General features: G+C 29.4%; 24 protein-coding genes. 21 read left to right on the top strand and 3 right to left on the bottom strand.

The genetic code is table 11. From position 1 onward, the window contains the following. Positions 1 to 331: 331 nt before the first annotated feature. From galU to ACWJJT_RS13470, 8 genes are all read left to right on the top strand, one after another. On the top strand, positions 332 to 1246 hold the full coding sequence (galU, locus tag ACWJJT_RS13435; protein WP_462955053.1) for a UTP--glucose-1-phosphate uridylyltransferase GalU: 915 nt from the start codon (positions 332 to 334) through the stop codon (positions 1244 to 1246). 473 nt (positions 1247 to 1719) lie between these two features. Beyond that, a complete protein-coding gene (locus ACWJJT_RS13440; protein ID WP_462955054.1) occupies positions 1720 to 2007 on the top strand; it encodes a transposase in 288 nt (95 codons plus the stop codon). Continuing rightward, a complete protein-coding gene (locus ACWJJT_RS13445) occupies positions 2007 to 2615 on the top strand; it encodes an IS3 family transposase (protein ID WP_462956775.1) in 609 nt (202 codons plus the stop codon). The genes ACWJJT_RS13440 and ACWJJT_RS13445 overlap by 1 nt, the downstream gene beginning before the upstream one ends. A 665-nt stretch (positions 2616 to 3280) precedes the next feature. Then, on the top strand, positions 3281 to 3796 hold the full coding sequence (locus ACWJJT_RS13450; RefSeq protein ID WP_462956776.1) for a reverse transcriptase N-terminal domain-containing protein: 516 nt from the start codon (positions 3281 to 3283) through the stop codon (positions 3794 to 3796). Between the two features lie 552 nt (positions 3797 to 4348). Further along, complete coding sequence (locus ACWJJT_RS13455) at positions 4349 to 5503, top strand: reverse transcriptase domain-containing protein (protein WP_462955055.1); 1155 nt, start codon at positions 4349 to 4351, stop codon at positions 5501 to 5503. Between the two features lie 5 nt (positions 5504 to 5508). Beyond that, positions 5509 to 5901, top strand: a complete 393-nt coding sequence (locus ACWJJT_RS13460; RefSeq protein ID WP_462955056.1) for an HNH endonuclease — start codon at positions 5509 to 5511, stop codon at positions 5899 to 5901. A gap of 140 nt (positions 5902 to 6041) precedes the next feature. Beyond that, entirely contained in the window at positions 6042 to 6887 is an 846-nt protein-coding gene (locus ACWJJT_RS13465) for a group II intron maturase-specific domain-containing protein (protein ID WP_462955057.1), read from the top strand. 25 nt (positions 6888 to 6912) lie between these two features. After that, entirely contained in the window at positions 6913 to 7245 is a 333-nt protein-coding gene (locus tag ACWJJT_RS13470) for an integrase core domain-containing protein (protein ID WP_462956777.1), read from the top strand. A 137-nt stretch (positions 7246 to 7382) separates the two neighbouring features. Here the strand turns inward: ACWJJT_RS13470 and ACWJJT_RS13475 are convergent, their stop codons facing one another. From ACWJJT_RS13475 to ACWJJT_RS13485, 3 genes are all read right to left on the bottom strand, one after another. Beyond that, on the bottom strand, positions 7383 to 7802 hold the full coding sequence (locus tag ACWJJT_RS13475) for a hypothetical protein (RefSeq protein ID WP_462955058.1): 420 nt from the start codon (positions 7800 to 7802) through the stop codon (positions 7383 to 7385). Positions 7803 to 7865: 63 nt separating this feature from the next. Next, the gene (locus ACWJJT_RS13480; RefSeq protein ID WP_462956778.1) at positions 7866 to 7994 is read right to left on the bottom strand and encodes an N-acetylmuramoyl-L-alanine amidase; all 129 of its coding nucleotides are present in this window, start codon (positions 7992 to 7994) and stop codon (positions 7866 to 7868) included. Positions 7995 to 8024: 30 nt separating this feature from the next. Continuing rightward, a complete protein-coding gene (locus ACWJJT_RS13485) occupies positions 8025 to 8549 on the bottom strand; it encodes a hypothetical protein (protein WP_462955059.1) in 525 nt (174 codons plus the stop codon). 434 nt (positions 8550 to 8983) lie between these two features. Between ACWJJT_RS13485 and ACWJJT_RS13490 the strand changes: the two genes are divergently transcribed. The 13 genes from ACWJJT_RS13490 to rfbC all read left to right on the top strand — a co-directional run bounded on the left by ACWJJT_RS13490 (position 8984) and on the right by rfbC (position 24324). Next, entirely contained in the window at positions 8984 to 10303 is a 1320-nt protein-coding gene (locus ACWJJT_RS13490; RefSeq protein ID WP_462955060.1) for a hypothetical protein, read from the top strand. A 715-nt stretch (positions 10304 to 11018) separates the two neighbouring features. Beyond that, entirely contained in the window at positions 11019 to 11687 is a 669-nt protein-coding gene (locus ACWJJT_RS13495; protein ID WP_462955061.1) for a sugar transferase, read from the top strand. Positions 11688 to 11776: 89 nt separating this feature from the next. Next, on the top strand, positions 11777 to 13126 hold the full coding sequence (locus ACWJJT_RS13500) for a UDP-glucose dehydrogenase family protein (protein ID WP_462955062.1): 1350 nt from the start codon (positions 11777 to 11779) through the stop codon (positions 13124 to 13126). A gap of 24 nt (positions 13127 to 13150) precedes the next feature. Continuing rightward, entirely contained in the window at positions 13151 to 14320 is a 1170-nt protein-coding gene (cps2T, locus tag ACWJJT_RS13505) for a beta 1-4 rhamnosyltransferase Cps2T (protein WP_462955063.1), read from the top strand. A gap of 45 nt (positions 14321 to 14365) precedes the next feature. Beyond that, positions 14366 to 15742, top strand: a complete 1377-nt coding sequence (locus ACWJJT_RS13510) for a glycosyltransferase (protein ID WP_462955064.1) — start codon at positions 14366 to 14368, stop codon at positions 15740 to 15742. A gap of 76 nt (positions 15743 to 15818) precedes the next feature. Next, positions 15819 to 16730 (top strand): glycosyltransferase family 2 protein, encoded by a 912-nt coding sequence (locus ACWJJT_RS13515; protein ID WP_462955065.1) that lies wholly within the window; start codon positions 15819 to 15821, stop codon positions 16728 to 16730. Between the two features lie 61 nt (positions 16731 to 16791). Beyond that, on the top strand, positions 16792 to 17664 hold the full coding sequence (locus ACWJJT_RS13520) for a glycosyltransferase family 2 protein (protein WP_462955066.1): 873 nt from the start codon (positions 16792 to 16794) through the stop codon (positions 17662 to 17664). A gap of 34 nt (positions 17665 to 17698) precedes the next feature. After that, on the top strand, positions 17699 to 18781 hold the full coding sequence (locus ACWJJT_RS13525; protein ID WP_462955067.1) for a hypothetical protein: 1083 nt from the start codon (positions 17699 to 17701) through the stop codon (positions 18779 to 18781). 145 nt (positions 18782 to 18926) lie between these two features. Beyond that, on the top strand, positions 18927 to 20210 hold the full coding sequence (locus tag ACWJJT_RS13530) for a hypothetical protein (RefSeq protein WP_462955068.1): 1284 nt from the start codon (positions 18927 to 18929) through the stop codon (positions 20208 to 20210). 79 nt (positions 20211 to 20289) lie between these two features. Further along, positions 20290 to 21180: a glycosyltransferase gene (locus ACWJJT_RS13535; protein ID WP_462955069.1), complete on the top strand. Its 891-nt coding sequence runs from the start codon at positions 20290 to 20292 to the stop codon at positions 21178 to 21180. Positions 21181 to 21245: 65 nt separating this feature from the next. Continuing rightward, positions 21246 to 22670, top strand: coding sequence for a lipopolysaccharide biosynthesis protein (locus tag ACWJJT_RS13540; protein WP_462955070.1), 1425 nt, complete (start codon positions 21246 to 21248; stop codon positions 22668 to 22670). 166 nt (positions 22671 to 22836) lie between these two features. Continuing rightward, entirely contained in the window at positions 22837 to 23739 is a 903-nt protein-coding gene (rfbA, locus tag ACWJJT_RS13545; protein WP_462955071.1) for a glucose-1-phosphate thymidylyltransferase RfbA, read from the top strand. 18 nt (positions 23740 to 23757) lie between these two features. After that, the gene (gene rfbC / locus ACWJJT_RS13550) at positions 23758 to 24324 is read left to right on the top strand and encodes a dTDP-4-dehydrorhamnose 3,5-epimerase (protein ID WP_462955072.1); all 567 of its coding nucleotides are present in this window, start codon (positions 23758 to 23760) and stop codon (positions 24322 to 24324) included. Positions 24325 to 24326 lie beyond the last annotated feature (2 nt).

The following is a 24326-nucleotide window of genomic DNA, read 5'->3' on the forward strand; positions in this document are numbered from 1 at the left end:
ATGTATCCGATTTCTGTAATGGAGTCTGAACAGCAATCTAAAAAAAGGTAATGAAGCGGATAGCTTGGTGAAGATGGGGCATCAGATGCGCATTTAGAGTAAAAGAAGTTGGATTGAGAAGTTGAGAGATTGGGAAAACATTAGAACTAAAAAAACTTGGCGGTAGCCATGCAGGAGATAAAACAAAAATCCATTATGAAATTGTAGATAGGAGACCAGGAGATATTGCCACCTGCTATACAAATACTTGCTAAGCATCTATTGAACTTAACTGGACAGCTAAACGAGGAGTGGTGGATATAGTAATTTGCAGAAAAAGGAGATATTTTATATGAAAGTTAAAAAAGCTGTTATACCAGCAGCAGGACTTGGGACAAGGTTTCTACCTGCTACAAAGGCACAACCTAAAGAAATGTTACCTATAGTTGATAAGCCTACAATGCAATATATTATAGAGGAAGCTGTTGCGTCTGGTATAGAAGAAATATTAATTATTACAGGAAGAAATAAAAGATCTATTGAAGATCACTTTGATAAATCAGTAGAACTAGAGATGGAACTAGAAAATAAACATAAAGATGATCTTCTTAAACAGGTTAGAGATATATCAAACATGGTAAATATACATTTTATAAGACAAAAGGAACCTAAAGGACTTGGACATGCTATAAGTTGTGCAAAAACTTTTGTAGGTAATGAACCTTTTGCTGTTATGCTAGGTGATGATATAGTTGATGCTAAGACTCCATGCTTAAAGCAACTTATAGATTGTTTTGAAGAGAATAATACAACAATCTTAGGAGTTCAACAAGTAGCTAGGGAAAATGTAGATAAGTATGGCATAGTTGATGGAATTCAAATTAGTGATAGAGTATACAAGGTAAATAACCTTGTTGAAAAACCACAAGTAGATATAGCACCATCAAATGTAGCTATACTTGGTAGATACATAATAACTCCTGAGATATTTGATATATTAGATAATACGAGGCCGGGTAAAGGTAATGAAATTCAGTTAACTGACGCCCTAAAGACATTAATAACGCATCAAGATATGTATGCATACGTATTTTCCGGAAGAAGATATGATGTAGGTGACAAATTAGGATTTCTTGAGGCGACAGTGGAGTTTGCTTTAAAAAGAGATGATTTAAAAGTTCCATTTATGAAGTATCTTCAGACTTTAAAATATAATGATAACTTTAGTGGTATATATGATGAAGTAGCTTGCAGTAATGAAAAGTAAATAGGAGCGAACCAGTGATAGAAACTGATGAATATATCTCGATAGTTTTTTGTTATTAAAAGATATTTGAATTAAACTGTAAAATACGGTGGAGCCTAAGTGCCAATGAAAAAAATAAATAAAGAAATAGGAGTTCTTTATTTATATATGAGATAATAAAGAATTCATCTTTATTATACAACAAACAGTTGAGTATTAAAATATCATGGAAGCGTCTTATGGGAAGAGCTATAATATTTCCTTCCAATATTCTCAAAAGGAATATTTTAAAAATCTCTCATTTCTTTAAATATCATGGAATCTTTACTCGATCTAAAGTCATTTTTAGCAAAATTTGAAAATTCAGGATTTGTATCATAACAAATATTAGTTTTAACAGTCCCATATTCAATAACAGATGGCCTGATATACTAAAGTTGTAACACTGAGTACTAATAAAATAGTATAATAAAATTAGGAGAGTGGTGTTACAAATGGCAAAGAAAATATATGATCAAGTATTTAAAGAAAAACTGGTAAAATTAAATCTAGAAAATAGTAGAACAATTCCAAGTTTAATTAAAGAGTATGGTGTATCTAGATCAACCCTTAATGTGTGGATTAAAAGCTATTGTGAAGAATGCAAAGAATCAGAAGAAAAAATATCTCCTAGTGTTTATGAGGAAAATAAATTATTAAAAAAGCGAGCTACTGAATTAGAAAAGGAAAATGCTTTCTTAAAAAAAGCTGCGGCATTCTTCACCAAGGAAATAGACAATTAATCTACCAGTTTATATTTGTCAACAATAAAGAGTTTGGCATCAGATGGTTATTACGTCGCTTTGAGCTATCACCTAATGCATATTACAATTATTTAAAATTCAGTAAAAATATCTATAATGAACAAAAGAAATTAGTTTTAAAACATATACAGAAAATTTTCCACAGTGAAAATGGAAAAATGGGATATAGAATGGTAAAACGCTCATTAGAAAAACAAGGAACTAATTTGAGCTTATTAACTGTGCATAAATATATGAAAGAATTAAATATTAAGTCGGTTTCATTTAGGAAAAGACCTAATTATGTAAAAGGAACCTCACATAAAGTATTTTCAAATATCCTAAATAGAGATTTTACAGCTGTAGCTAAAAATTTAAAATGGTGTACAGATTTCACCTATATACATCCTTCAAGCAGTAGGATAATGTACAATTGTTCTATTTTAGATCTATATGATAGAAGTATTGTAGCAACTAAAATATCTAATCATATAACCGCTGAACTAGCTATTGAGACACTTAGTGAAGCTATATCTAATCATAAGCCCCCTACGGGATTAATAATTCATAGTGATCAGGGATCGCAAGTGCGACAAGAAGTCGCGTAATATATTGTCGAAAGACTACCCTATCCATTCGGGGTAACCCTATCATGACTAGCGTAGATGGTAACGTCTGGGTTAGAAAGCTCATGAGACGATGTGGAAGTTCGAGAAGCCTAATCTGGAACAACTGCTAGGGTAAGAATGCTATGGAGAACGTAAAGTGAATCACTGTAGGAATCGTTACGCTGGAGAAAGCGAAATAGGCTGAAACGCTTTGACCAAAAGGTACGGAGTCAAGCAAAGGCCAACTGTTAAACCAATGCGATTGGATGAAGCACTCCCGGTTTAAAGGTGGCTCTTAAGGCATTCATAATTATATATTACGTGGAACTTGGTAAACCCTATATATTCCTTAAACATAAGGTATCTACCCGCAAGGTGAAGAAATGATATAGAGGGCAGAAGAAAAGGATAAAAAGCGAAAGCCGTTTTTGTAATGAAAACAGATAAGAGTTCAAATTTTGCTCTAACCTGAAAGGGTGCTGACTTGTCCTATGGTATTTCTTGGCAGGAAAGGACGGTAAACTTATGAATTTTAATAACTCAACGACGGATAAAACCGAGAGGCTAAAACCGAGAGGCTAAAAGACACTAAAACACTTGCAGACAAATGGGATTGCATTGATTGGATACAAGTACAAAATGATGTTAATAGGCTACAGTCCCGTATAGCTAAGGCAACAGTGAAAGGTGATAAAAACAAAGCAAAACAGCTACAATATTTACTGACACATTCTTTTTCGGCAAAAGCCTATGCAGTGAAAAAGGTAACCACCAACAAAGGAAAGAAGACATCAGGTGTTGATAAAAAACTATGGTCCACTTCTGCCTCAAAAATGAAAGCGGTACTTAAACTTAATGGTGAACATTACAAATCAAAACCACTCAAAAGAGTTTATATTGCAAAAAAAGGCAAGAATAAGAAGCGACCTTTAGGAATCCCGACAATGTATGATAGAGCAATGCAGACTTTATATGCATTAGCACTCGAACCGATTGCTGAAACCAAAGGTGATAACATCTCGTTTGGGTTTCGTCAGGGAAGAAGTGCCAAAGATGCATGTGAACAAATATTTAATGTACTAGCAAGAAAATGCTCTCCTACATGGATATTAGAAGGAGACATAAAGGGATGCTTTGGTGCGACAAGAAGTGACTTCTTCCGCAATTGTCAGTGGATATAGTTAATCCTATATCCTATCCTAGTTGAAAGGATATCCCTATCTGAAACTGCAAGGGAAGTAATTCCTTTGTGGGTTGCATGAGGAAATACCTAATCAATGTCTAGTATCCGAGACAAAGTTGGTTAAGGGAAGAATGGTATGGTTAATGCAAATGAATTCTGTATAAAGTGTCGAAACCTTTGACAATAGTTGGGATATATTTGCTATTGATGTAGATAGGAAAATATGTATCGAAGTGCATATAGGCATCAACCCATATATCTACCGGCATATAAGGAAGACCTAACCCATTCGTGTCTGACAGAAGTCAAACTTGGTAAGCCCAATGTGGTCCATAAAAATGGTAAGCCTTCCGCAAGGAAAGCCTAATTTCCACAGTGGGTAAAGGATGTTGAAATAAGCAAATGCCCTTAAGTCAAAAGACAACAGGAAAGGAAATAACTGGAGGGATAGTGATTTTTTTTTTCACACTCGAAAGAGAGCTGAATTTCTAAACAGGTATGCAACATGATATAAAGCGTAAAGTAATGTCCAAAAGGGAGGTAACAGTCGATGAATGCTTCTAAACAGAAGTCCGCATTATCTAACACTAATAATCAATGGCAACAGTTTGACTGGAAATCCATTGAAAAATATGTAGGGAAATTACAACAACGAATATATCATGCCGAAAAACTTGGACAAAAAAGAAAAGTAAGAGACTTACAAAGGTTACTTATTCACAGTCAAGGTGCTTTGTTACTATCAATTAAACGAGTTACTCAATCTAATAAAGGAAAAAAAACAGCTGGTGTGGATGGATTTGTAGCATTGAATTCAAAAGCAAGATATAACCTCTATGTAAAAATGCAAAAAATGAGTATATATTTACACAAACCTAAACCAGCATATCGAGTTTACATAAAGAAAAAAAATGGCAAGTTACGACCTTTAGGTATTCCCACAATCATTGATAGAGTATATCAAAATATTGTTAAAATATCATTAGAACCTCAATGGGAAGTTCGTTTTGAACCCACTATGTATGGATTTAGACCTCAAAGAAGTTGTCAAGACGCCATCCTGAGAATTTATCTTTCCTTGGCGAGGAAAAAGAGACAATGGATATTTGAGGGTGATTTTAAGAACTGTTTTGGAACGTTAAATCATGACTACATCATGGAACAAATAGGAACATTTCCAGCTAATGAAATCATTTATAACTGGCTGAAAGCAGGCTATGTTGATAACAATATTTTCAATGAAACAGATAATGGAACACCTCAAGGCTCGATTGCGTCACCGTTACTTGCTAATATTGCACTTAATGGAATGGGAAAGGCTCTTGGCGTCAAGTACAAAACAACACAGACTGCTACCGGCGTTATTAAGTATGAAAATAGAGGGAAATATACACTATCTGTTTATGCTGATGATTTTGTAATTATGTGCTATACAAAAGAAGATGCAGAAAATGTATATAATTCATTATCCGGTTACTTAAATGCAAGAGGTTTAGAACTTGCAGAAGAAAAAACGAAAATAACAAATGTGGCAGAGGGATTTGACTTTTTAGGCTTTAATATTAGAACATATAAAAACGGAAATAAAACCAAACTCCTAATTAAACCATCCCAAAAGAGTATTAAAACTCTAAAAAGTAAAATATCAGATAAATTTAAAGGGATAAATGGATACTTACAGACCCGATTACAGGCAGACAGTTAACTAAAATGAAGTGGACGCCGATTGTCAGACATGTACTTATAAAGCATGACTTTACTCCTTTTGATGAAAGACTTAATGATTATTTTCAAAAGAGAAAGACTAAAGAATTCGATAAAAATAATATTAAATCGAGACAAAAATTAGCTAAAAAACAGAAATACTTATGCCCTTTATGTAAAAAAGATATTACAAATGGAAAAGAAATCCTGGTAACTCACTATAAAATACCTAAAATATTTGGTGGTACTAATGAATATAAAAATATACAACTGGTACACAAAAGCTGTGATGAAGAGTATAGTAATTACTTTTCTAGCACATTAACAGAACCAAATAAAAAGCAAATATTTGACTGCCACAAAAGTATACTGAATAAGAAACTTGCAGGAATAATTTGAACAGAAGTCTCGGATGAAAGCATGCTCGAGCCGTATATATGGAAACATATAAGTACGGTTCCAAGGGGAGTAGGGAGCAGTAATGCTCCACTCTTACCCGACACAACATCAACCATAGTTGGTTACAAGAAAACATTCCAATGGATAAAAGAATCATGAAACAGTTTCTGAAATCAGGGTTTATATACGAGGGTAAGTTATTTCCGACGGACACAGGTTCTCCGCAAGGAGGTGCCATATCAAGTCTTTATGCAAACATGGCACTTGATGGTCTTGAAAAGGTGATTCAAGATAAATACCATCGTAACACAAAAGGGAATATCGAAAATCACTATCGTGCAAAAACCAAAGTAAATCTAGTACGATATGCTGATGACTTTATAATAACTGCAAATACTAAAGAAGTTGCAATAGAACTTAAAGAAGTTGTTAGTCAGTTTCTTGAAACTCGAGGACTAGTGTTATCTGAAGAAAAGACTAGAATTACCCATATAAATGAAGGTTTTGACTTTCTAGGTTGGACATTTCGGAAATTCAAAGAAAAACTTATTGTTAAACCTTCAAAAGGTTCAGTAAAAAGCTTGATAAGGAAATGTTCCACTATTATTCTTAAAGAAGGGAGAGCATGCACTCAATCGGATATAATTCGTAGACTCAATTCTGTAATAAGAGGTTGGACTAACTATCATAAACACACAGTAGCTAGTCAAGTTTTTTCTTACATTAACAACACACTTTATTACTTATTACATTATTGGGCAAAGCATCGACACCCAAATAAAAATAAACGGTGGCGAATTAATAAGTATTGGCATCAGAAGGGATACAAAATATGGGTTTTTATGACAGAAGACTATTCTCTTATTAATTTAAGGCGAATCAAAATAGTCCGACACCCAAATTTGAAAATCTCTCAAAATCCTTTTTTACATAAGGAATATTTTGTTAAAAGAAGAATGAAACTACAATCACTGAATGCCGCCTGAAAAGGTGAAGAAATGCTTGAGCCGTATGAGCGGGAAACTCTCACGTACGGTTCTTAGACGAGGGGAAGGGAGCAATCCCTTTTCTTTAGTCGATTATACCTCAAAGGCATTCACTTCCTTTTGCGAGGATAAAAAAATGCAGCAGTCTATGAGCAAAGCAGGTTGTCCATATGATAACGCTCCTATGGAGTCTTTCTTTGGAAAACTCAAGAATGAACATATTAAGCATTACAGTATTAAGGATGCTCTACATTTAGAAGAACTAACAAATGATTATATTTTTAGATATTATCACCATAAACGGCCTCATAGTTCTCTGGGAGGATTAGCCCCTTTTGAGAAAAGATATTCTAAGTAATTATTTACACACAAGTGTTACAATTTTACTTGACCAGGTCAAGCTACTATTGAACAAATTTGCTCAAGTGGTATAGAAAGTTTAAATCATTCAAAAACTATTGAAAATATCTCCTATAGGAAGTAAATATCTCAAAACTAATAATAGTTTAAATGTATAACATCCTCAAAGCCATTTCCATATAGAAAAACAAAAGTTTTAGGTACATATATGAACACTAATTTTCTATCATCTTTTATTTCGGGGGTAACAACTACGGACCACTTTGAAGCATCACCGTGTTCTGAAACATTTGTATTAACTCCGCTATCAGCATAGGGTGTAAATTGGGTAGCGCTTTTAGGAACCCAAAAGAATACACGGTAATGGGGCCAATGATCCTTTCCTATAATATAATCATAATGTGGTGTTCCTCGTTTCTCATTTGAGGTTCCATTATCTAATGTTATATTTGTAGCAATAACATTTTGGATATTAGTTAGAGGTAGAAAACTATAAAATAATAATGTTATCAACGACAACATTACAATTAGTAATGAATTTTTTTTAGAAGCCAATAATAACATCTCCATAATTTCTCATAATTTATCCTTAGTATGCTACAAAAGGCATTCTTATATTCAGAAATCTGCTGTACTATCGATGAAACCAGTCTCAACAAGCACTGATGGAGATTTGGTTTCTCTTAATACATTAAAATTAGCAGTACTATGTTTTGTGTGGAGTTTTTGATTATGTATCCTGAATATAAAAAAAGCCCTCCTATTAGGAGAACTTCTCTATATGATAAATTTATTTATAAAATCATCAACTACAAGAATAGTATCAGATTTATTAATACGCTTAATATTTATTTTAATTTTTTCATTGCTAAATATTAAAGTTTTGTTTATTTTGGAGTTTGTTTCTTCCTTAATTAAATACCCTGTAATATAGTTGCTGTCTTTAAAATAGCTATGTAGGTATATGCTTTTCTCATATAAATCTATAATAATAATATCGCGATTAATCACATCAATGTGTTTCTTTACTTCTCCATCAATAACAATATATTTTTGTAAAGGAGTTAAACTACCATCCTGGGTATAGCCCTTATATAAGAAATAACTATTTTCTACCTCATTGCTAAATCCATCAGAGATTACTAAGTTTAATCTACTGTCATGTTTTTTTAAATAATCATTGCTAAGTAAATATGATTCAATGTTTTTGCAATCTTTAAGTTGTTTGTTAACTTTAGAAGTAAAAAGAAACTTTTTTAAAAAATCAAATTTTGCATACTGATATACAGTTTGTTCACTCACATTAATTCGCCCCTATCATTCATATTATGCAAAAGTATAAATAAATTTTACTTGAAATTGCATAAAACGCTATATATATTAAATTATTATCATATAAAGATATATTTTACAATTATTATTATACAATTGACATAATTTTATGTCAATCAATTTTGCGACCTCGAAGGAGATAATCCCAATTTAATCGCTTTCCACTAGAATAAATACAAAAACAAGTAAAATATCACATAAAATGATTGATGAATATATGTTAGCAATATGCAGTATTTGTCGTTATTTGCAATGCGAAAATTAAAGGATTACGACAATTAGTAGGGAAGTAGATAAAATTGGTATATTAATAAGGGACAGCTGCAACATAAATAAGAATTACATAATTAGTCTTATGAGAGTACGAATTCAAAGAAATTAACAAATTTAGGGGGATATGACAAGTGAAACAAATAACTAGAACTGAAATGAGAAAGAAAACGAAAATGAGAACGAGATTAGTAGTAATAGCAGCATTAACAGCGGTGGTAGGCTTAAGTACTAGCGCATGGGCAATTGCAAGTAAGGCGGAACAACCAGTTAAAAGTGAGGTTGCTCTTTCAAGCCAAAAGAAAGTAAATAAGGTAACTCTTACAGAAGCAGTTGTTAAGCCAACTAGTACAAAGGCAACAATTAGTAAGAAACAGTTAATATCTAAAGAAAAAATTGATGAACTAGTTATTGAGAAGGCTAAAAAGGAGAAGTTAGCAAAGGAAGCGGAGGTGCTAGCAAAGCAAGCAGAGGAGCAAGAAGAGGTTGCTAGACTGGAAAAGATAGCGGTAGATAAAGCTGAAAAAGGAGAAGCAGATAAAGTAAAAGCTAGCAAATTGGCACAGATAGCTGCAAATAAAGCTAAACAAGAAGAAATTGATAGGGTAGCCGCTGAGATGGCAGATCCATCTAAACAAGCTAGAACAGCAGAAAATTACGAAATAGCGAAAGCATCATTTGATAGAGCAGAAGAAGTAAAGGCTGCTAATTTAGCTAAAATAGAGTTGGACAGGCTTGCGAAGGTAGAGGCAGATAGAATAGCTAAAGCAGAAACCGATAGGATAGCTAAAGTGGAAACGGATAGGATAGCCAAAGTAGAAACAGCTAGAATAGCTAAAGAAGCAGAAGGTAATATAACTAAAGGAGAAGCGGATAAGATTGCTAAAATAGAGGCAGATAGAATAGCTAAAATAGAAGCAGCTAAATTAAATAAGATAGAAGCAGACAGGTTGGCTAAAGAAGAAGCAGCAAGACTTGCTAAAATAGAAGCGGATAGAATTGCGGCAGCGGAAGGTTCAAATCAAACAGCGCTTGAAGCTAGGATTGCAAACTATTTAAACTCTTCAACTAATGTTACTAATGTACTAAACAGGGCAGTGGCATTACATGGTGGAAATACTTCAAATAATTGCGTTTATTTCTCAAGCGAAGTAATGAGAAGAATGGGAGTACCTGTTCCACTAGGAACATGTAACACAAGACAGTATTTAAGTTACCTAAATGCACGTGGATGGGAGCCTAATTGGAATATTAAAAAGCTTACTCCAGGAAGTATTTGTTTTACAACTAATGATGGCGGAGGATATCCAACACATACATTTGTATTTATGGGGTGGGCTAGTAGTAATTATACTTTGGCATATATTGCAGACAACCAAGGTAGCTCAGTTCATGTACGAGACATGCGTGCAACTTATTACACAGATAAGTTTGCCTACTTTATGCATAATTAATGAAATAATTCGAACAAATAAAAGAGGAGAGAATAATTATAATTATTCTCTCCTCTTTTATTTAATTTTTAACGACATTTCAGAAGGAGAGTCTCACACTTCTATAAGTAGAGGCACATACTATAACGAAATAAAACTTTAATGAAAGTGTAAATCTCCTTTTGAAGTTGTCAATTTATCTTCTTCAAAGATGTTGCAGCACCGCAGGTGATAATTTAAGAGAAATTATACAAGAGCCACTATAGTATTTAGTTATTTAATGCAAAAGCTAAGAAAAGAGGATATAATAGGGGGGTGATACATCTTGGATAGGATATAAAAAATGATGTAAATGTTATTGAATTTGTTATATAATAAAAAAAGGAAACATTTTGTAAATATTATGATATACTAAATTATAAATAAAAACAAATTAAAATGTATTAAATTGTATAAAAATGTATATTTAATAAATTATATAATTATATATGGAATATTAGAAAAAACAAACATATTCCACTACATATAGGCAATAAGTTATAAAAAAGTGTCGTATTCGATTGACGGATGTACTGAATTATTAAATTTAAGATTTGACGTGAAAATTTAGGGATTATATAATAAAACAGTGTAATTTTGTAGGAATTAGTAAAATAAAAATTTTAGATATTGTTATAAATGTTTGGCGAAGCAGAGTGCAGGATTCTGTATACTATAATAATAGGAGGGGATACCAATGGAAGAATTAGAAACGGATTTGAGGGAGACACAGTTAAAGATTATTAGTGAGTATGAAAAAAATGCAGGATATTTTATAGTTAAAAGAATAATTGATATCATAGGTGCTTTATGTGGAATTTTATTACTGAGTCCGGTGATGATTGTTGTTGCCATTTGGATAAAATTAGATTCTAAAGGACCTGTTTTTTTTGCGCAGAATAGAGTTGGACAAGATGGTAAGGGATTTAAGATGTATAAGTTTAGGTCTATGTGTTCAGATGCAGAAGGTCTTCTTGACAAGCTTCGCGAAAAAAATGAAATGTCAGGACCTATGTTTAAGATAAAAGAAGACCCAAGAATAACTAAAATAGGGAAATTCATAAGAAATACAAGTATAGATGAGTTACCCCAGCTTTTTAATATATTAAATGGCCAAATGTCAATCGTAGGACCAAGACCAAGTCTGCCTAAGGAAGTAGCACAGTTTAACTCATTTCAAAAACAACGATTAATTGCAAAACCAGGTTTAACTTGCTATTGGCAGGTTAGGGGTAGAAGTAATATTAGTTTTGAAGAATGGATGGAATTGGATGTTGAATACTTAGAAAATAGGAACACATTAGTAGATATAGGTCTTATCTTCAAAACGGTGGGAGTGCTGTTTGGGGATAATGGAGCTAGATAAAGGGTTTAGTCAATAATTAATAATTAAAAGCTTGTAATTATTAACAATAAATTTACAAAGAACTATGAAGAGATGAGGGAGCAAAATTTATGAAGATAGTTGTAGCGGGAACAGGTTATGTAGGGCTAGTTACAGGAGCATGTTTATCAGAAGTTGGTCATAATGTAACGTGTGTAGATATTAATGAAAAAAAAGTTGAAATTATGAAACAGGGAATTTCTCCAATATACGAACCAGGATTAGATGAACTTTTAAAAAACAATTATGAATTAAAGAGACTTAATTTTACTACAGATTATGTAAATGCATATAAAGATGCAGATGTTGTATTTATAGGCGTAGGTACCCCAGAAAGACAAGATGGCTCAGCCAATCTAGATTATGTATATACTGTTGCAGCACAAATAGCTGAAAATGTAGAAAAAGATTGTTTAGTTGTAGTTAAATCAACAGTTCCTATAGGAACTAATGATAAAGTGGAAGGATTTTTAAGAGAGCATTTAGTTAATGATGTTCAAATAGAAGTTGCTTCAAATCCAGAGTTTTTAGCGCAAGGTACGGCGGTTAAAGATACCTTATATGCTAATAGAATAGTAATCGGTGTGGAATCGGATAAAGCAAGAGATACATTGCAACAGATATATGGAAAATTTAACAAGCCGATAGTTGTAGCTAATAGAAGAAGTGCAGAAATGATAAAATATGCTTCAAATGATTTTTTAGCTTTGAAGATTTCATTTATAAATGAAATAGCAAATTTTTGTGAAATAGTTGGAGCAGATATCGAAGACGTAACAAAAGGTATGAGTTATGACTCAAGGATAGGGGATAAATTCTTGAATGCAGGACTAGGGTATGGTGGGTCATGCTTTCCTAAAGATACAAAGGCGCTTCATTGGCTAGCAAATGATAATGGATATGAATTAAAAACAATAAAGGCAACTATAGAAGTCAATGAAAACCAAAAATATAAGCTTTTTAGAAAGGCTAAACAAAGATTTGGAAGTTTAAGAGGATTAAAAGTAGCGGTCTTAGGATTAACATTTAAACCGGGGACAGATGATCTAAGAGAAGCTCCATCAATACTAAATGTAAGAAGACTTTTAGATGAAGGAGCAGAAATAGTTGCTTATGATCCAGTAGGAATCGAAAATTTTAAAAAGATTTACCCAAATGAAATACAGTATGTAAGCACTCCGGAAGAAACATTAGAAGACGCAGATTTAGCATTTATATTTACTGAATGGAATGAGATAAAGTCTTTAAAATTAGAAGAGTATGAAAAACTAATGAAAACTCCTATTATATTTGATGGTAGAAACTGTCATAAAATAGCAGAAGCAGAAGAAAAAGCGATAGAATATTATTCTGTTGGCAGAAAGACTGTTTTAAATTTGACAGAAGAGGATAAAAGTGAAGTTGCAGCAACTATAAGATAGGATATTGCATAAGGGGATTAGAAAATGAAACATGTGTTTATTATAGGTTCTAAAGGAATACCAGCAAAATATGGTGGATTTGAGACGTTTGTTGATAAATTAACAGAGGGACAGAAAAGTAAAGAAATAAAATATCATGTTTCTTGCTTGGCAGATGATTATAAGAAATTTGAATATAATGACGCTGAATGCTTTAACATAAAAGTACCTAATATTGGCTCAGCAAGGGCAATTTATTACGATATTGTAGCATTAAAAGAAAGTATTAGATACATTAAAGAAAAGAATATAAAAAATTCTGTAATATACATTTTAGCGTGTAGAATAGGGCCATTTGTCGGATATTATAAAAAGAAGTTGAAAAAATTGGGTGGAACCTTAATTGTTAATCCGGATGGACACGAATGGAAAAGAGGAAAATGGAACAAATCCATAAGAAAATATTGGAAAATTTCAGAAAAGTACATGGTGAAGCATGCAGACTTATTGATATGTGATTCAAAGAATATTGAAAAATATATACAAGAAGATTATAAGCAGTATAACCCAAAAACAACATTTATAGCTTATGGAGCTGATACTGCAAAATCAAAATTATCAGATGATGATAGTAATTTACGTGAATGGTATAACGAAAAGAATATTAATAAAAAAAATTACTATTTAGTGGTTGGAAGATTTGTTCCGGAAAATAATTATGAAACTATGATAACTGAGTTTATGAAATCGAAAACGAAAAAAGATTTTATATTAATAACTAATGTTGAGGAAAATAAGTTTTATGATAATTTAAAGGGAAAAACAAATTTTAATAGGGATAAGAGAATAAAATTTGTTGGAACAGTTTACAATCAAGAACTATTGAAAAAGATTAGAGAAAATGCATATGGATATTTCCATGGTCATGAAGTTGGAGGGACAAATCCGTCTCTATTGGAAGCATTGGCAACTACAGATTTAAATTTGCTTTTAGATGTTGGATTTAATAGAGAAGTTGGCATGGACGGAGCTGTATATTTTAATAAGGAAAAGGGCGATTTATCTAATCTAATAAACAAATTGGATAATGTAGATAAAGAGTATATAGGGAATTTAGGAGTTAAAGCTAAGGCAAGAATAGAAAAGGAATATAAATGGAGTTATATTATAAATGAATATGAAAATTTATTAATAAATGTAAAACCGAAAGTGTAAATAGTAATCTTTAAAAGACTTGAAATAGTATTGGGGAGTTTATTTATGAAAATATTGCATTACTCATTAGGATTACCACCATATAGAAGCGGTGGGTTAACAAAATATTCTCGCGATTTAATGGAAGAACAAGTCAAAGAAAATCAAGAGGTCTACTTGCTTTTTCCTGGCAAAATCGGATTTGTAAATAAAAGAACTAGTATTAACAAGTATAAAAAGTACAAAGGGATAAAGGTGTATGAAGTAGTAAATCCATTACCGGTTCCTTTATTAAATGGGATTATAAATTCAAATGAATATATAAAAAAGTGTGATAAGTATATTTATATGAACTTCATAAAAAAACTCAATATTGATATAGTTCATATTCATACTTTTATGGGGTTACATAAAGAAATGCTAGAAGCATGCAGGGAGTTGAATGTAAAAGTAGTTTATACAACTCATGATTATTTTGGTTTGTGTACAAAAGTTAATTTTATAGATAATAATGGGAAATTATGTGAAGGCAAAGAAATTGATAAATGTATGAATTGTAATTTGACTGGAAGCAGTCTAAATAAAATAAAAATGTTACAATCAAGAACTTATCGATTTATTCGAAATAATGTTGATATTCGTAAATTAAAAAAAATGTCATATATTGCAAGAAATAAAAAAGAATGCAAAGATGATATTAAAATAAACATAACTTTAGAAAGAAGACAGTTCGATAAAGAACAGTATCAACAACTAATTAATTATTATAGGCAAATGTTTGGATATATAGATAAATTTTTATTTAATAGTAGCATAGCGAAAAATGTATATAATAAGCACATAAAAGCAGAAGGCGATATTGTGTCTATAACGCATAAGGATATACAAGATAATAGAAAAGAAAAGAAATTTGATGGTGAAAAGTTGAGATTGACATATTTAGGGCCTAATAAAGAATATAAAGGCTTTAATTTATTATGCGAAGTTATGGAAGCGTTAATAAAAGATGGATATGATAAGGTGATATTAAATGCATATGGTGATGAAAAAGAGATTTGTGAATTGCCATGTAATATTAATATAAATGGAAAATATAAGTATAATGATTTGAAAAAAATATTTGATAGAACGGACGTATTAGTGGTGCCGAGTATTTGGAATGAAACATTTGGGTTTATTACATTGGAGGCTTTAAGCTATGGGGTACCAGTCTTATTAAGTGACAAGGTTGGAAGTAAGGATTTGATAAACCAGAAAAAATATGGAAAAAATATGATCATAACAGCGGATAAAAGTTCGTTTAAAACTACAATAAAGAAATTTTATGATGATAGAAATATTTTAAAAAACATTAATTATAATATATTAAATGATGATTTTAGTTATGGATTGAAAGAACACTGCAATAATATAAATACAATATATAGCCAAATACTAAATTAATATGCTTTATTAAACTTTAAAGTAGATATATCAGATTAAAATCTATTTTCAAGAAAGTGATGTGAAAGAATTATATATGAATGATGAAGTTGTAGTATTAATGGCTACGTACAATGGAGAAAACTTTTTAGAAGAACAAATACAAAGTATTATTTCTCAAACTTATAAGAATTGGGAAATGATAATTAGAGATGATTGCTCGCATGATAACACAGTGAAAATTATTGAAAATTTTATGAAAAAAGATAATAGAATTAGTTTAATAACAGGAAATGACAATATTGGTCAGATTAGAAATTTTAATGAATTATTAAAAAAAAGTTTAAAACAAAAATATGTAATGTTTTCAGATCAAGATGATGTTTGGAAAAATGATAAAATAGAATTAACGATGGATGCTATGAAAAACATTGAAAAGATAAAAGGTGAAAATGAACCTATATTAGTATACACTAATTTATCTTATGTAGACAAGAATCTTAAATATTTGGGTGATAAAAACATAAAAGTTAAAAATAAATCTTTAAATATGTTATTAGGGTATAACTATATTTGGGGGTGTACAATGATGCTTAATAATAGTTTAATTAATAAAGTATTTCCTATAAGTGGAAAAGCTGAGAATCATGATTACTGGATTGCATTACATGCACAATTATTAGGAACAATATACCATATAAATCAAGAAACTATTTTATATCGGCAACATGAAAACAATGTGACTGGCGGAATTAATAATATTAAGATAAAAAAGAAAATCAAAAATATAAGACATAAAATCAACTCGTTTAATAAGCAAGTAGAACAAAACTTAGAATTTTGTAATAAGTATAGATATATGAATAATGGAACATTAATTCAATATATTAATGCTTTTAAAGGAAAAACAATTTCTAAAATAATAAAAAATGCTAAATTAGGAATTAATCATTATAAAATACCTAGTACTATCTATTATTATATTTATATTGCAATGATTAATAAGTGATAAAACATTTATTTTATATATGATAAGTATTCAAAATTTTTTATTTATAGGAGTAATAAATATGATTAAAAATATATGTTGCGTTATAGTTACATACAATTGCGGGAAAGATTTTTTAAAAACATTTAAATCAATAATTAATCAAGTTGACGGAGTTGTAATTGTTGATAATGGTTCAAAGTGTGAAACACTTTCCATATTAAAATCTATAGAAGATAATTATGAAACTAAATTAATTTTGTTAAAAGAAAATTTAGGAATTGCTTTTGCCTTGAATAGGGGAATAGAGTATGCAATAGAAAATAATTATGATTGGGTTCTTACATTAGACCATGATAGTATAGCTAAAGAAGATATGGTAAAACAGATGATTAAAGCGTATGATAATGAAAAAGGATCGAATATAGTAAGCTTATTTCCATACTATGTTGAAAAATCTTTAGATATTGATAAACAATTAAAAAAAATAAAAGACGAAAACGTATATGTAGATGGATGGATAACATCTGGTAATTTAGTTAAAACCTGTATTTTTACTGAGGTTGGTATGTTTGATGAAAAGTTGTTTATTGATTTTGTAGATTATGATTTCTGTTTTAGACTAAAGGAAAAAGGACATAGCATGCTGATGGTAACTAAATCAATTTTATTTCACAATATAGGGGATGTTACTATGAAAAGGTTATTTTGTAAGACAATCCCTTATTATGAGCATTCTCCATTAAGAATGTATTATTTGGCGAGAAACAAACTATATTGTTATAAAAAATATAGACATATAGTTCCTAATTTTATAAAATCTGACATGAGGGATACACTAAAAGAATTATGTAAATTATTAATTTTTGATAACAATAAAATATGTAAATTAAAAATGATTGTGAATGGTTGTTTTGATTCTAAAAATAATATTTTTGGAAAATATAAATTATAGTAGTTAAACGATTGATAGATTAAGTGAGGTAAATATGATGAAAATATATGAAGAATCAATAATATATGTTGTTACTCCCTATAATGCAATAAGTGGTGGATCTGAGACATTACATCAATTAGTATCAAATTTAAGGAATAAAGGATATAAAGCTTATATATATTACTATCAAGCTCCAGATATAAATAATATTTTAATACCTGAAAAATTTAAAGAATATAACATTGCGTTTGCAAATGTTATTGATGATAATGAAAAAAATTTAATGATAATACCAGAAACCTTAACAGAATTATTATATATACATAAAAATATTCGAAAATGTATATGGTTTTTATCATTAGATTTTTATATTCAAAATTTAAATAAAAATAGAGTAAATCAAGTTTTAAAAAAAAGAAATATACCACATATATTTAAAGGTATTGTAAAACCATTTATATATTTAAATTTAAAGCGAATTAAAAAAAGTTTAAAGGAATTAAATTTTAACAAAGATAAGAATATTAACTTGTATTATTATTTATACAATTGTCAATATGCAAAAGATTTTCTTATAGGAAATGGAGTTAAAGAAACAAATACTTTTTATTTATGTGGTCCAATAAGAGAAGATTATATTAAAACCACTAGAGAAGATTGTATAAAGGAAAATATAGTAGTATATAATTCAGCAAAGGGATATGAGTTCACAAAAAAAATTATAGAAGAGTTATATAGAGTTAATAAGGAAATAAAAGTTATCCCTATTAAAAATATGTCTACTAAAGAAATAAGAGATTTGTTGCAAAAGTCAAAAATATATATTGACTTTGGGTTTTTCCCAGGTCCAGAAAGGATTCCAAGAGAGGCAGTATGTTGTTATTGTAATATAATAACATCAACTTTAGGTAGCGCTAAGAATGATGTAGATGTATTAGTGCCGAAAGAGTATAAATTTGATTCATCAGAGAAGGAAATTTCTAATATAGTAAAAAAAATAATTTGTTTACTAGATAATTATGATGAAAATATACATAAGTTTGATGCTTATAGGGAGAAAACAAAAAATCAAAAATATTTATTTGAAAATAATATTTTAGAAATATTTGACAAGGATTTTAAATTAAAGGAATAGAATGTAGTACATAAAATTTTGAAAATAGAATTTAAATATTACCATTTTAAAGATGCATACAAAAGTTAATTTATAGTTGAAAAAATACTATTATGCTATAATTAGTTTAAATAATAGTAATATACAGCAAATAACAGGAGGAATTATGAAAAAAATAACCCAAAGTATTATAGTATTAATAGTTTTATTAGAAGTTAGATTCTTTTACTTATTTAAAATCCCAGAATTTATAAATAAACGTAATACATATAATAATAAGTTAATAATAGTTCTAATAGTTTTTATTTCTTTATTTTTACTATTAATTACAAAAGAAGTAAAAAAATTTAAAACATACATGTTCAACAAGTATATTTTTGGTTTAATTATAATTATATTAATACAATTTGTATTTAGCTATTTCGAATATAGCCAAAGCACAAAATCATTAATTAAAGCAAGCTATTATTTTCTTATTATTATGTTTTATTATGTTTTAAAATATGCGCTTGAAAATAAAACAGATTATTTGAATCTTATTAAAATTATAGCAATCTGTTCCTTGATTACTTCAGTTATATTTATTATACAAGGAATTACATATAAATATAATAAGTCTTTATTTCTTAATATATTTGAGGTTGATAATTATTTCAATATCACTTTTTTTAGAAACTCAAGATTAAGGTTAACTCAACCTTCGACTTTAATTAGTTTATCAATTGTGTTATCCTTTTGTGAAATTATTAAAGTGAAAATAGATAGATATAGTGTAATAAATATTTTAAATGTTGTGTTTGGGTTAACTTATATAATTTTTGTATGCCAAACTAGAATGCTATTATTAACCGTCATTATTTCATTAGTCGTGGCTGTCCTTTCATTATTTAATGTTTTAGTTTTTGTAAAATCTCTTAAAATCAAGAAAAAGACAGTATATATTTTAATAATGATAAGTGTAACTTTTGCTTTAATTAATGTTAGTTCTGCAAAAAAAATTTTGAGTTCTACTGATTTTACGAAATCAGGTAGTATATTTGCTAGACAAGAAGCAATTGAATATTATACTAAAAAAGTTGTGAACAACCCACTTAATGGGATAGGATTTATTGAAGATGATAAACTAAATGAGGCTTATAGTATACTTCATGGTAAACAAGGATATTTATACCCGTCTGATGTTGGAATAATTGGGCTTATTGCTATGTTAGGTATACCAGGATTGATATGGTATATTGCTTTAACTTTTAAACTGTTTAGAATGACTTTTTATAAAGGTATAAAAACAAGTGAAAAATCGATTACTGATATAGGATGTTTTATTTTTTTTATTATAACAACACCTACATTAATTATTACTGATCCACAAAGAATAATATTGTTACCGTTAATGATGGTGATTATAGAATATAATTACAAAGAAATAGTACAGGATATTTATATAAATTGAAAACAATTTATATAAATAAAATTAAATTAATATTATAAGAAAACTATAAAAAAATTATATGAATGAAGGAATGAATATAGTGGAAAAAGTGAGCTTCGTGATATTACATTACTTAGCATTGAAGGATACAGTAGAATGTGTTGAATCAATACTAAATAATGTAAATTATTATAATTATAAAATAATAATAGTGGATAATAACTCTTCTAATAATAGTGGAATTGAATTAAAAAGAATGTTTTCAAATAATGATAAAATAAAAGTAATTTTGGGGGAAAAGAATTTTGGATTTGCTAAAGGAAACAATATAGGCTATACATATGCTAAAGAAAAATTAAAATCAGATTTTATAATTTTAATTAACAATGATACAATTATAAAACAATCAGATTTTATTAATTCAATTATAAGTACGTTTGATAGAACTCAATATTATGTGTTAGGGCCTGATATCCTTAGTATACAAGGTGAACATTATCATCAAAGTCCACAAAGATTAAAAGGGCTTACTAAAGAAGAGGTAAAAGCTTTAATAAAAGCAAATGATTATGATTATATAAAAAATTATCTTAAATATATTACACATACTCAAAAATTGATAAAGACTTCAAAAAAATTATTAGGAATAAGCCATGAAACAGTTATTCCTATTAATGAAAGCGAAAATACAGTTATGACTGAGCTTGAGAATGTCCAATTACATGGAGCGTGTATAATATTATCCCCCTTATTTATTCAATATTTTGGCTATGCATTTTTCCCGGAAACGTATATGTATATGGAAGAAGACATATTATATTATTTATGTAGAAAAAATAATTTTAAAACTTTATATAATCCACAAATACAAATACTTCATAAAGAAGATGCAAGTACTGACATTGTAATGAATTCACCATTGAAAAAGAAACTTTTTATACTTAAACACAGTAGATGTTCAGCACGTATTTTGTATAGGCTTATGAATTAAAATATATTATTTAACAACGAAAAATATTAAATTAAAAATACATAATAGATTATGAGGAATTAAATATGAGTACAACAAGTATAAAAAAAGCAGTTTTAATTAATTTTGTGGCTAAATATTCAAATGTAATTATTCAGCTAATAATTAATTCTATATTAGCAAGATTATTAACACCAAAAGATTTTGGCATAGTAGCTATAATAATGGTTTTTATTAGCTTCTTTAGTATATTAGCTGATATGGGAATAGGTCCAGCGATTATTCAGAAAAAAGAACTAGATGATAAGAATATATCTGATATATTCTTATTTACAATCGTATCGGCAATAATAATGTCTATAGCTTTTTCAGCTTTTTCTTATGGAATTGCAGCATTTTTCAATAATTCGATTTATATTAAATTAGGAAGAATTCTTTCATTAAGCGTATTTTTTAGTGTAGTTAATATTGTTCCTAATTCACTAATGCTAAAGGAAAAAAGATTTAAGGATATAGGATTTATAACGGTAGGCGTAAATATATTAGTTGGAAGTATAACAATTATATTGGCAATGAAGGGGGCGAGTTATTATTCATTAATTATTAACTCTGTTATAACAAACGCCCTACTATTTTTGATGAATTTTTTTAGTTCAAAAATAAAAATTTATTTTAGTTATAGTAATAAGAGTATAAAGATTATTAAAAATTATTCAATGTATCAATTCGGATTTAATTTTGTTAATTATTTTTCTAGAAATCTAGATAATATTTTGATAGGAAAGTTTATAGGAGAATATTCTCTTGGGTTTTATGATAAAGCATATAAACTAATGTTATACCCATTGCAAAATTTAACATTTGTAATTACACCGGTATTGCATCCAATTCTTTCGGACTATCAAGATAGTAAACAAATCATATATGGATATTTTGTTAAAGTTACTAAAGTTTTATCATTAATTGGTATTTATGTAAGTGTTATATGTTTCTTTTGTGCAAATGAAATAATAATGATTTTATTTGGGCATAACTGGGTAGGCAGTGTGCCATCTTTTAAAATTCTTAGTATTTCTATTTGGATACAAATGATGTCATCATGTTCAGGCGCTATTTTCCAAGCAACTGGTAGAACTAAAGAGTTATTTAAATGTGGAATGCTTACTACTGCATCTACAATAACATGTATTTTAGTAGGGGTAAGTACAAAAACTATAGGGTATGTAGCTGTAGGAGTAGTAATATCGTTTTTCTTAAATTTCATAATAATACTTTATATACTAGTATATAAAGTATTAGAAAAACAGATTGTTGGATTTATTAGAAATTTATATAGTAGTGTACTAATTGCAGTTTTAATGATAATAATAATGACAATTATTAATATAAATATTGAAAATATATTTTTATCAGTTATAGTTAAGGGTATGATTGCAACTTTAACTTATTTGTTCGGTTTATTCATAACAAAAGAATTAACATTTATTAAACGTTTATTTAACAGCAAGTGAATCACAGGTTTCTTAAAGCAAATAGAAATTGTATATTAGCTAGTTGGGACAAGTCCCATGGATACTAATTTAGAAAAATTAAGTTTTATTTCATGGTATGATTATTAGAAAATACATAGTAAACGAAAGGGTGTCATAAGGCACACGCAAAATAAGGAGGCAAAATATGAAAGGCATTATTTTAGCAGGTGGTTCCGGCACAAGACTATATCCAGTAACGAAAGCAGTATCAAAGCAAATACTTCCAATATACGATAAGCCAATGATATATTATCCCCTATCAGTATTAATGCTTGCAGGTATAAAAGAGATATTAATTATTTCAACACCTAGAGATATAGTTACTTTTGAGGAACTACTAGGTGATGGAAGTGATATAGGTCTTAAATTACAGTATGCTGTTCAAGAATTACCAAGAGGACTTGCAGATGCATTTATAATTGGCGAGAAATTCATAGGAAATGATAAGGTAGCATTAGTTCTTGGAGATAATATTTTTCATGGTTATGGTTTTACTGAAAGATTAATGAGAGCATCAGAAAGAGAAGGAGCTACTATTTTTGGGTACCATGTAAGTAATCCTAGAGAATTTGGCGTTGTTGAATTTGATGAAGATAGTAATGTTGTATCTATAGAGGAGAAACCTGAAATACCTAAATCAAATTACGCAGTTCCAGGATTATATTTCTATGATAACAATGTAATAGATATTGCTAAAAATGTTAAGCCTTCGGCTAGAGGCGAAATAGAGATAACAGCAGTAAATAATGAATATCTAAAGCGTGGCAATTTAAAAGTTGAGCTTTTTGGTAGAGGAATGGCATGGCTTGATACAGGAACTCATAGAGGACTACTCGATGCAGCTAATTTTGTTGAAGCGATACAAACCAGGCAAGGATTATATGTAGCTTGTATAGAAGAGATAGCTTTTAGAAATGGGTTTATAAATAAAGAGCAACTTTTAAAATTAGCAGAACCATTAATGAAAACGGAATATGGTAAGTATTTAGTGCAGATAGCTGATGAGGATAATAACAATAGATCAGAAGCCGCTGCCGCAATAGAATAGATAGAGGAGGAGTTATGAGTGTTTAATTTTATAGAAACTAAGATAAGTGGTGTATACATAATTGAACCTAAAGTTTTTGGTGACAATAGAGGGTATTTTATGGAGACATACAATAAGAATGATTTTTTTGAAGCTGGACTTACAATGGATTTTGTTCAAGATAATGAGTCAAAATCTAAAAAAGGTGTTTTAAGAGGACTTCATTTTCAAACTAAACATACTCAAGGTAAACTAGTTCGTGTTACACAGGGGAAAGTATTTGATGTAGCTGTAGATTTAAGAAAGGGTTCATCCACCTTTGGAAAATGGGAAGGGGTAATCCTTACAGATGAAAATAAGAAACAGTTTTATATTCCAGAAGGATTTGCTCATGGATTTTTAGTTATGTCAGATGTGGCTGTGTTCAATTATAAATGTACAGATTATTATGCTCCTGAGTATGATAGTGGATTATTATGGAATGATGAAGATGTAGCTGTAGAATGGCCACTCGCTGGTATAGAGGAGATTCTATTGTCAGATAAAGATAAAATACAAAAGAAACTAAAAGATTTAGAAATACCATTTGAATATAAAGGGGTGTAATC

This window comes from Clostridium sp. CM041 (assembly GCF_055081035.1).

Bases quoted from the DNA above. Each gene is read 5' to 3' on its own strand.
- ACWJJT_RS13440 (WP_462955054.1), top strand. From the start codon at position 1,720: ATGGCAAAGAAAATATATGATCAAGTATTTAAAGAAAAACTGGTAAAA.
- ACWJJT_RS13455 (WP_462955055.1), top strand. From the start codon at position 4,349: ATGAATGCTTCTAAACAGAAGTCCGCATTATCTAACACTAATAATCAA.
- ACWJJT_RS13520 (WP_462955066.1), top strand. From the start codon at position 16,792: ATGATTAAAAATATATGTTGCGTTATAGTTACATACAATTGCGGGAAA.
- galU (WP_462955053.1), top strand. From the start codon at position 332: ATGAAAGTTAAAAAAGCTGTTATACCAGCAGCAGGACTTGGGACAAGG.
- ACWJJT_RS13510 (WP_462955064.1), top strand. From the start codon at position 14,366: ATGAAAATATTGCATTACTCATTAGGATTACCACCATATAGAAGCGGT.
- ACWJJT_RS13515 (WP_462955065.1), top strand. From the start codon at position 15,819: ATGAATGATGAAGTTGTAGTATTAATGGCTACGTACAATGGAGAAAAC.
- ACWJJT_RS13460 (WP_462955056.1), top strand. From the start codon at position 5,509: ATGAAGTGGACGCCGATTGTCAGACATGTACTTATAAAGCATGACTTT.
- ACWJJT_RS13495 (WP_462955061.1), top strand. From the start codon at position 11,019: ATGGAAGAATTAGAAACGGATTTGAGGGAGACACAGTTAAAGATTATT.
- ACWJJT_RS13470 (WP_462956777.1), top strand. From the start codon at position 6,913: ATGAGCGGGAAACTCTCACGTACGGTTCTTAGACGAGGGGAAGGGAGC.
- cps2T (WP_462955063.1), top strand. From the start codon at position 13,151: ATGAAACATGTGTTTATTATAGGTTCTAAAGGAATACCAGCAAAATAT.
- ACWJJT_RS13465 (WP_462955057.1), top strand. From the start codon at position 6,042: ATGGATAAAAGAATCATGAAACAGTTTCTGAAATCAGGGTTTATATAC.
- ACWJJT_RS13525 (WP_462955067.1), top strand. From the start codon at position 17,699: ATGATGAAAATATATGAAGAATCAATAATATATGTTGTTACTCCCTAT.
- ACWJJT_RS13500 (WP_462955062.1), top strand. From the start codon at position 11,777: ATGAAGATAGTTGTAGCGGGAACAGGTTATGTAGGGCTAGTTACAGGA.
- ACWJJT_RS13530 (WP_462955068.1), top strand. From the start codon at position 18,927: ATGAAAAAAATAACCCAAAGTATTATAGTATTAATAGTTTTATTAGAA.
- rfbA (WP_462955071.1), top strand. From the start codon at position 22,837: ATGAAAGGCATTATTTTAGCAGGTGGTTCCGGCACAAGACTATATCCA.
- ACWJJT_RS13540 (WP_462955070.1), top strand. From the start codon at position 21,246: ATGAGTACAACAAGTATAAAAAAAGCAGTTTTAATTAATTTTGTGGCT.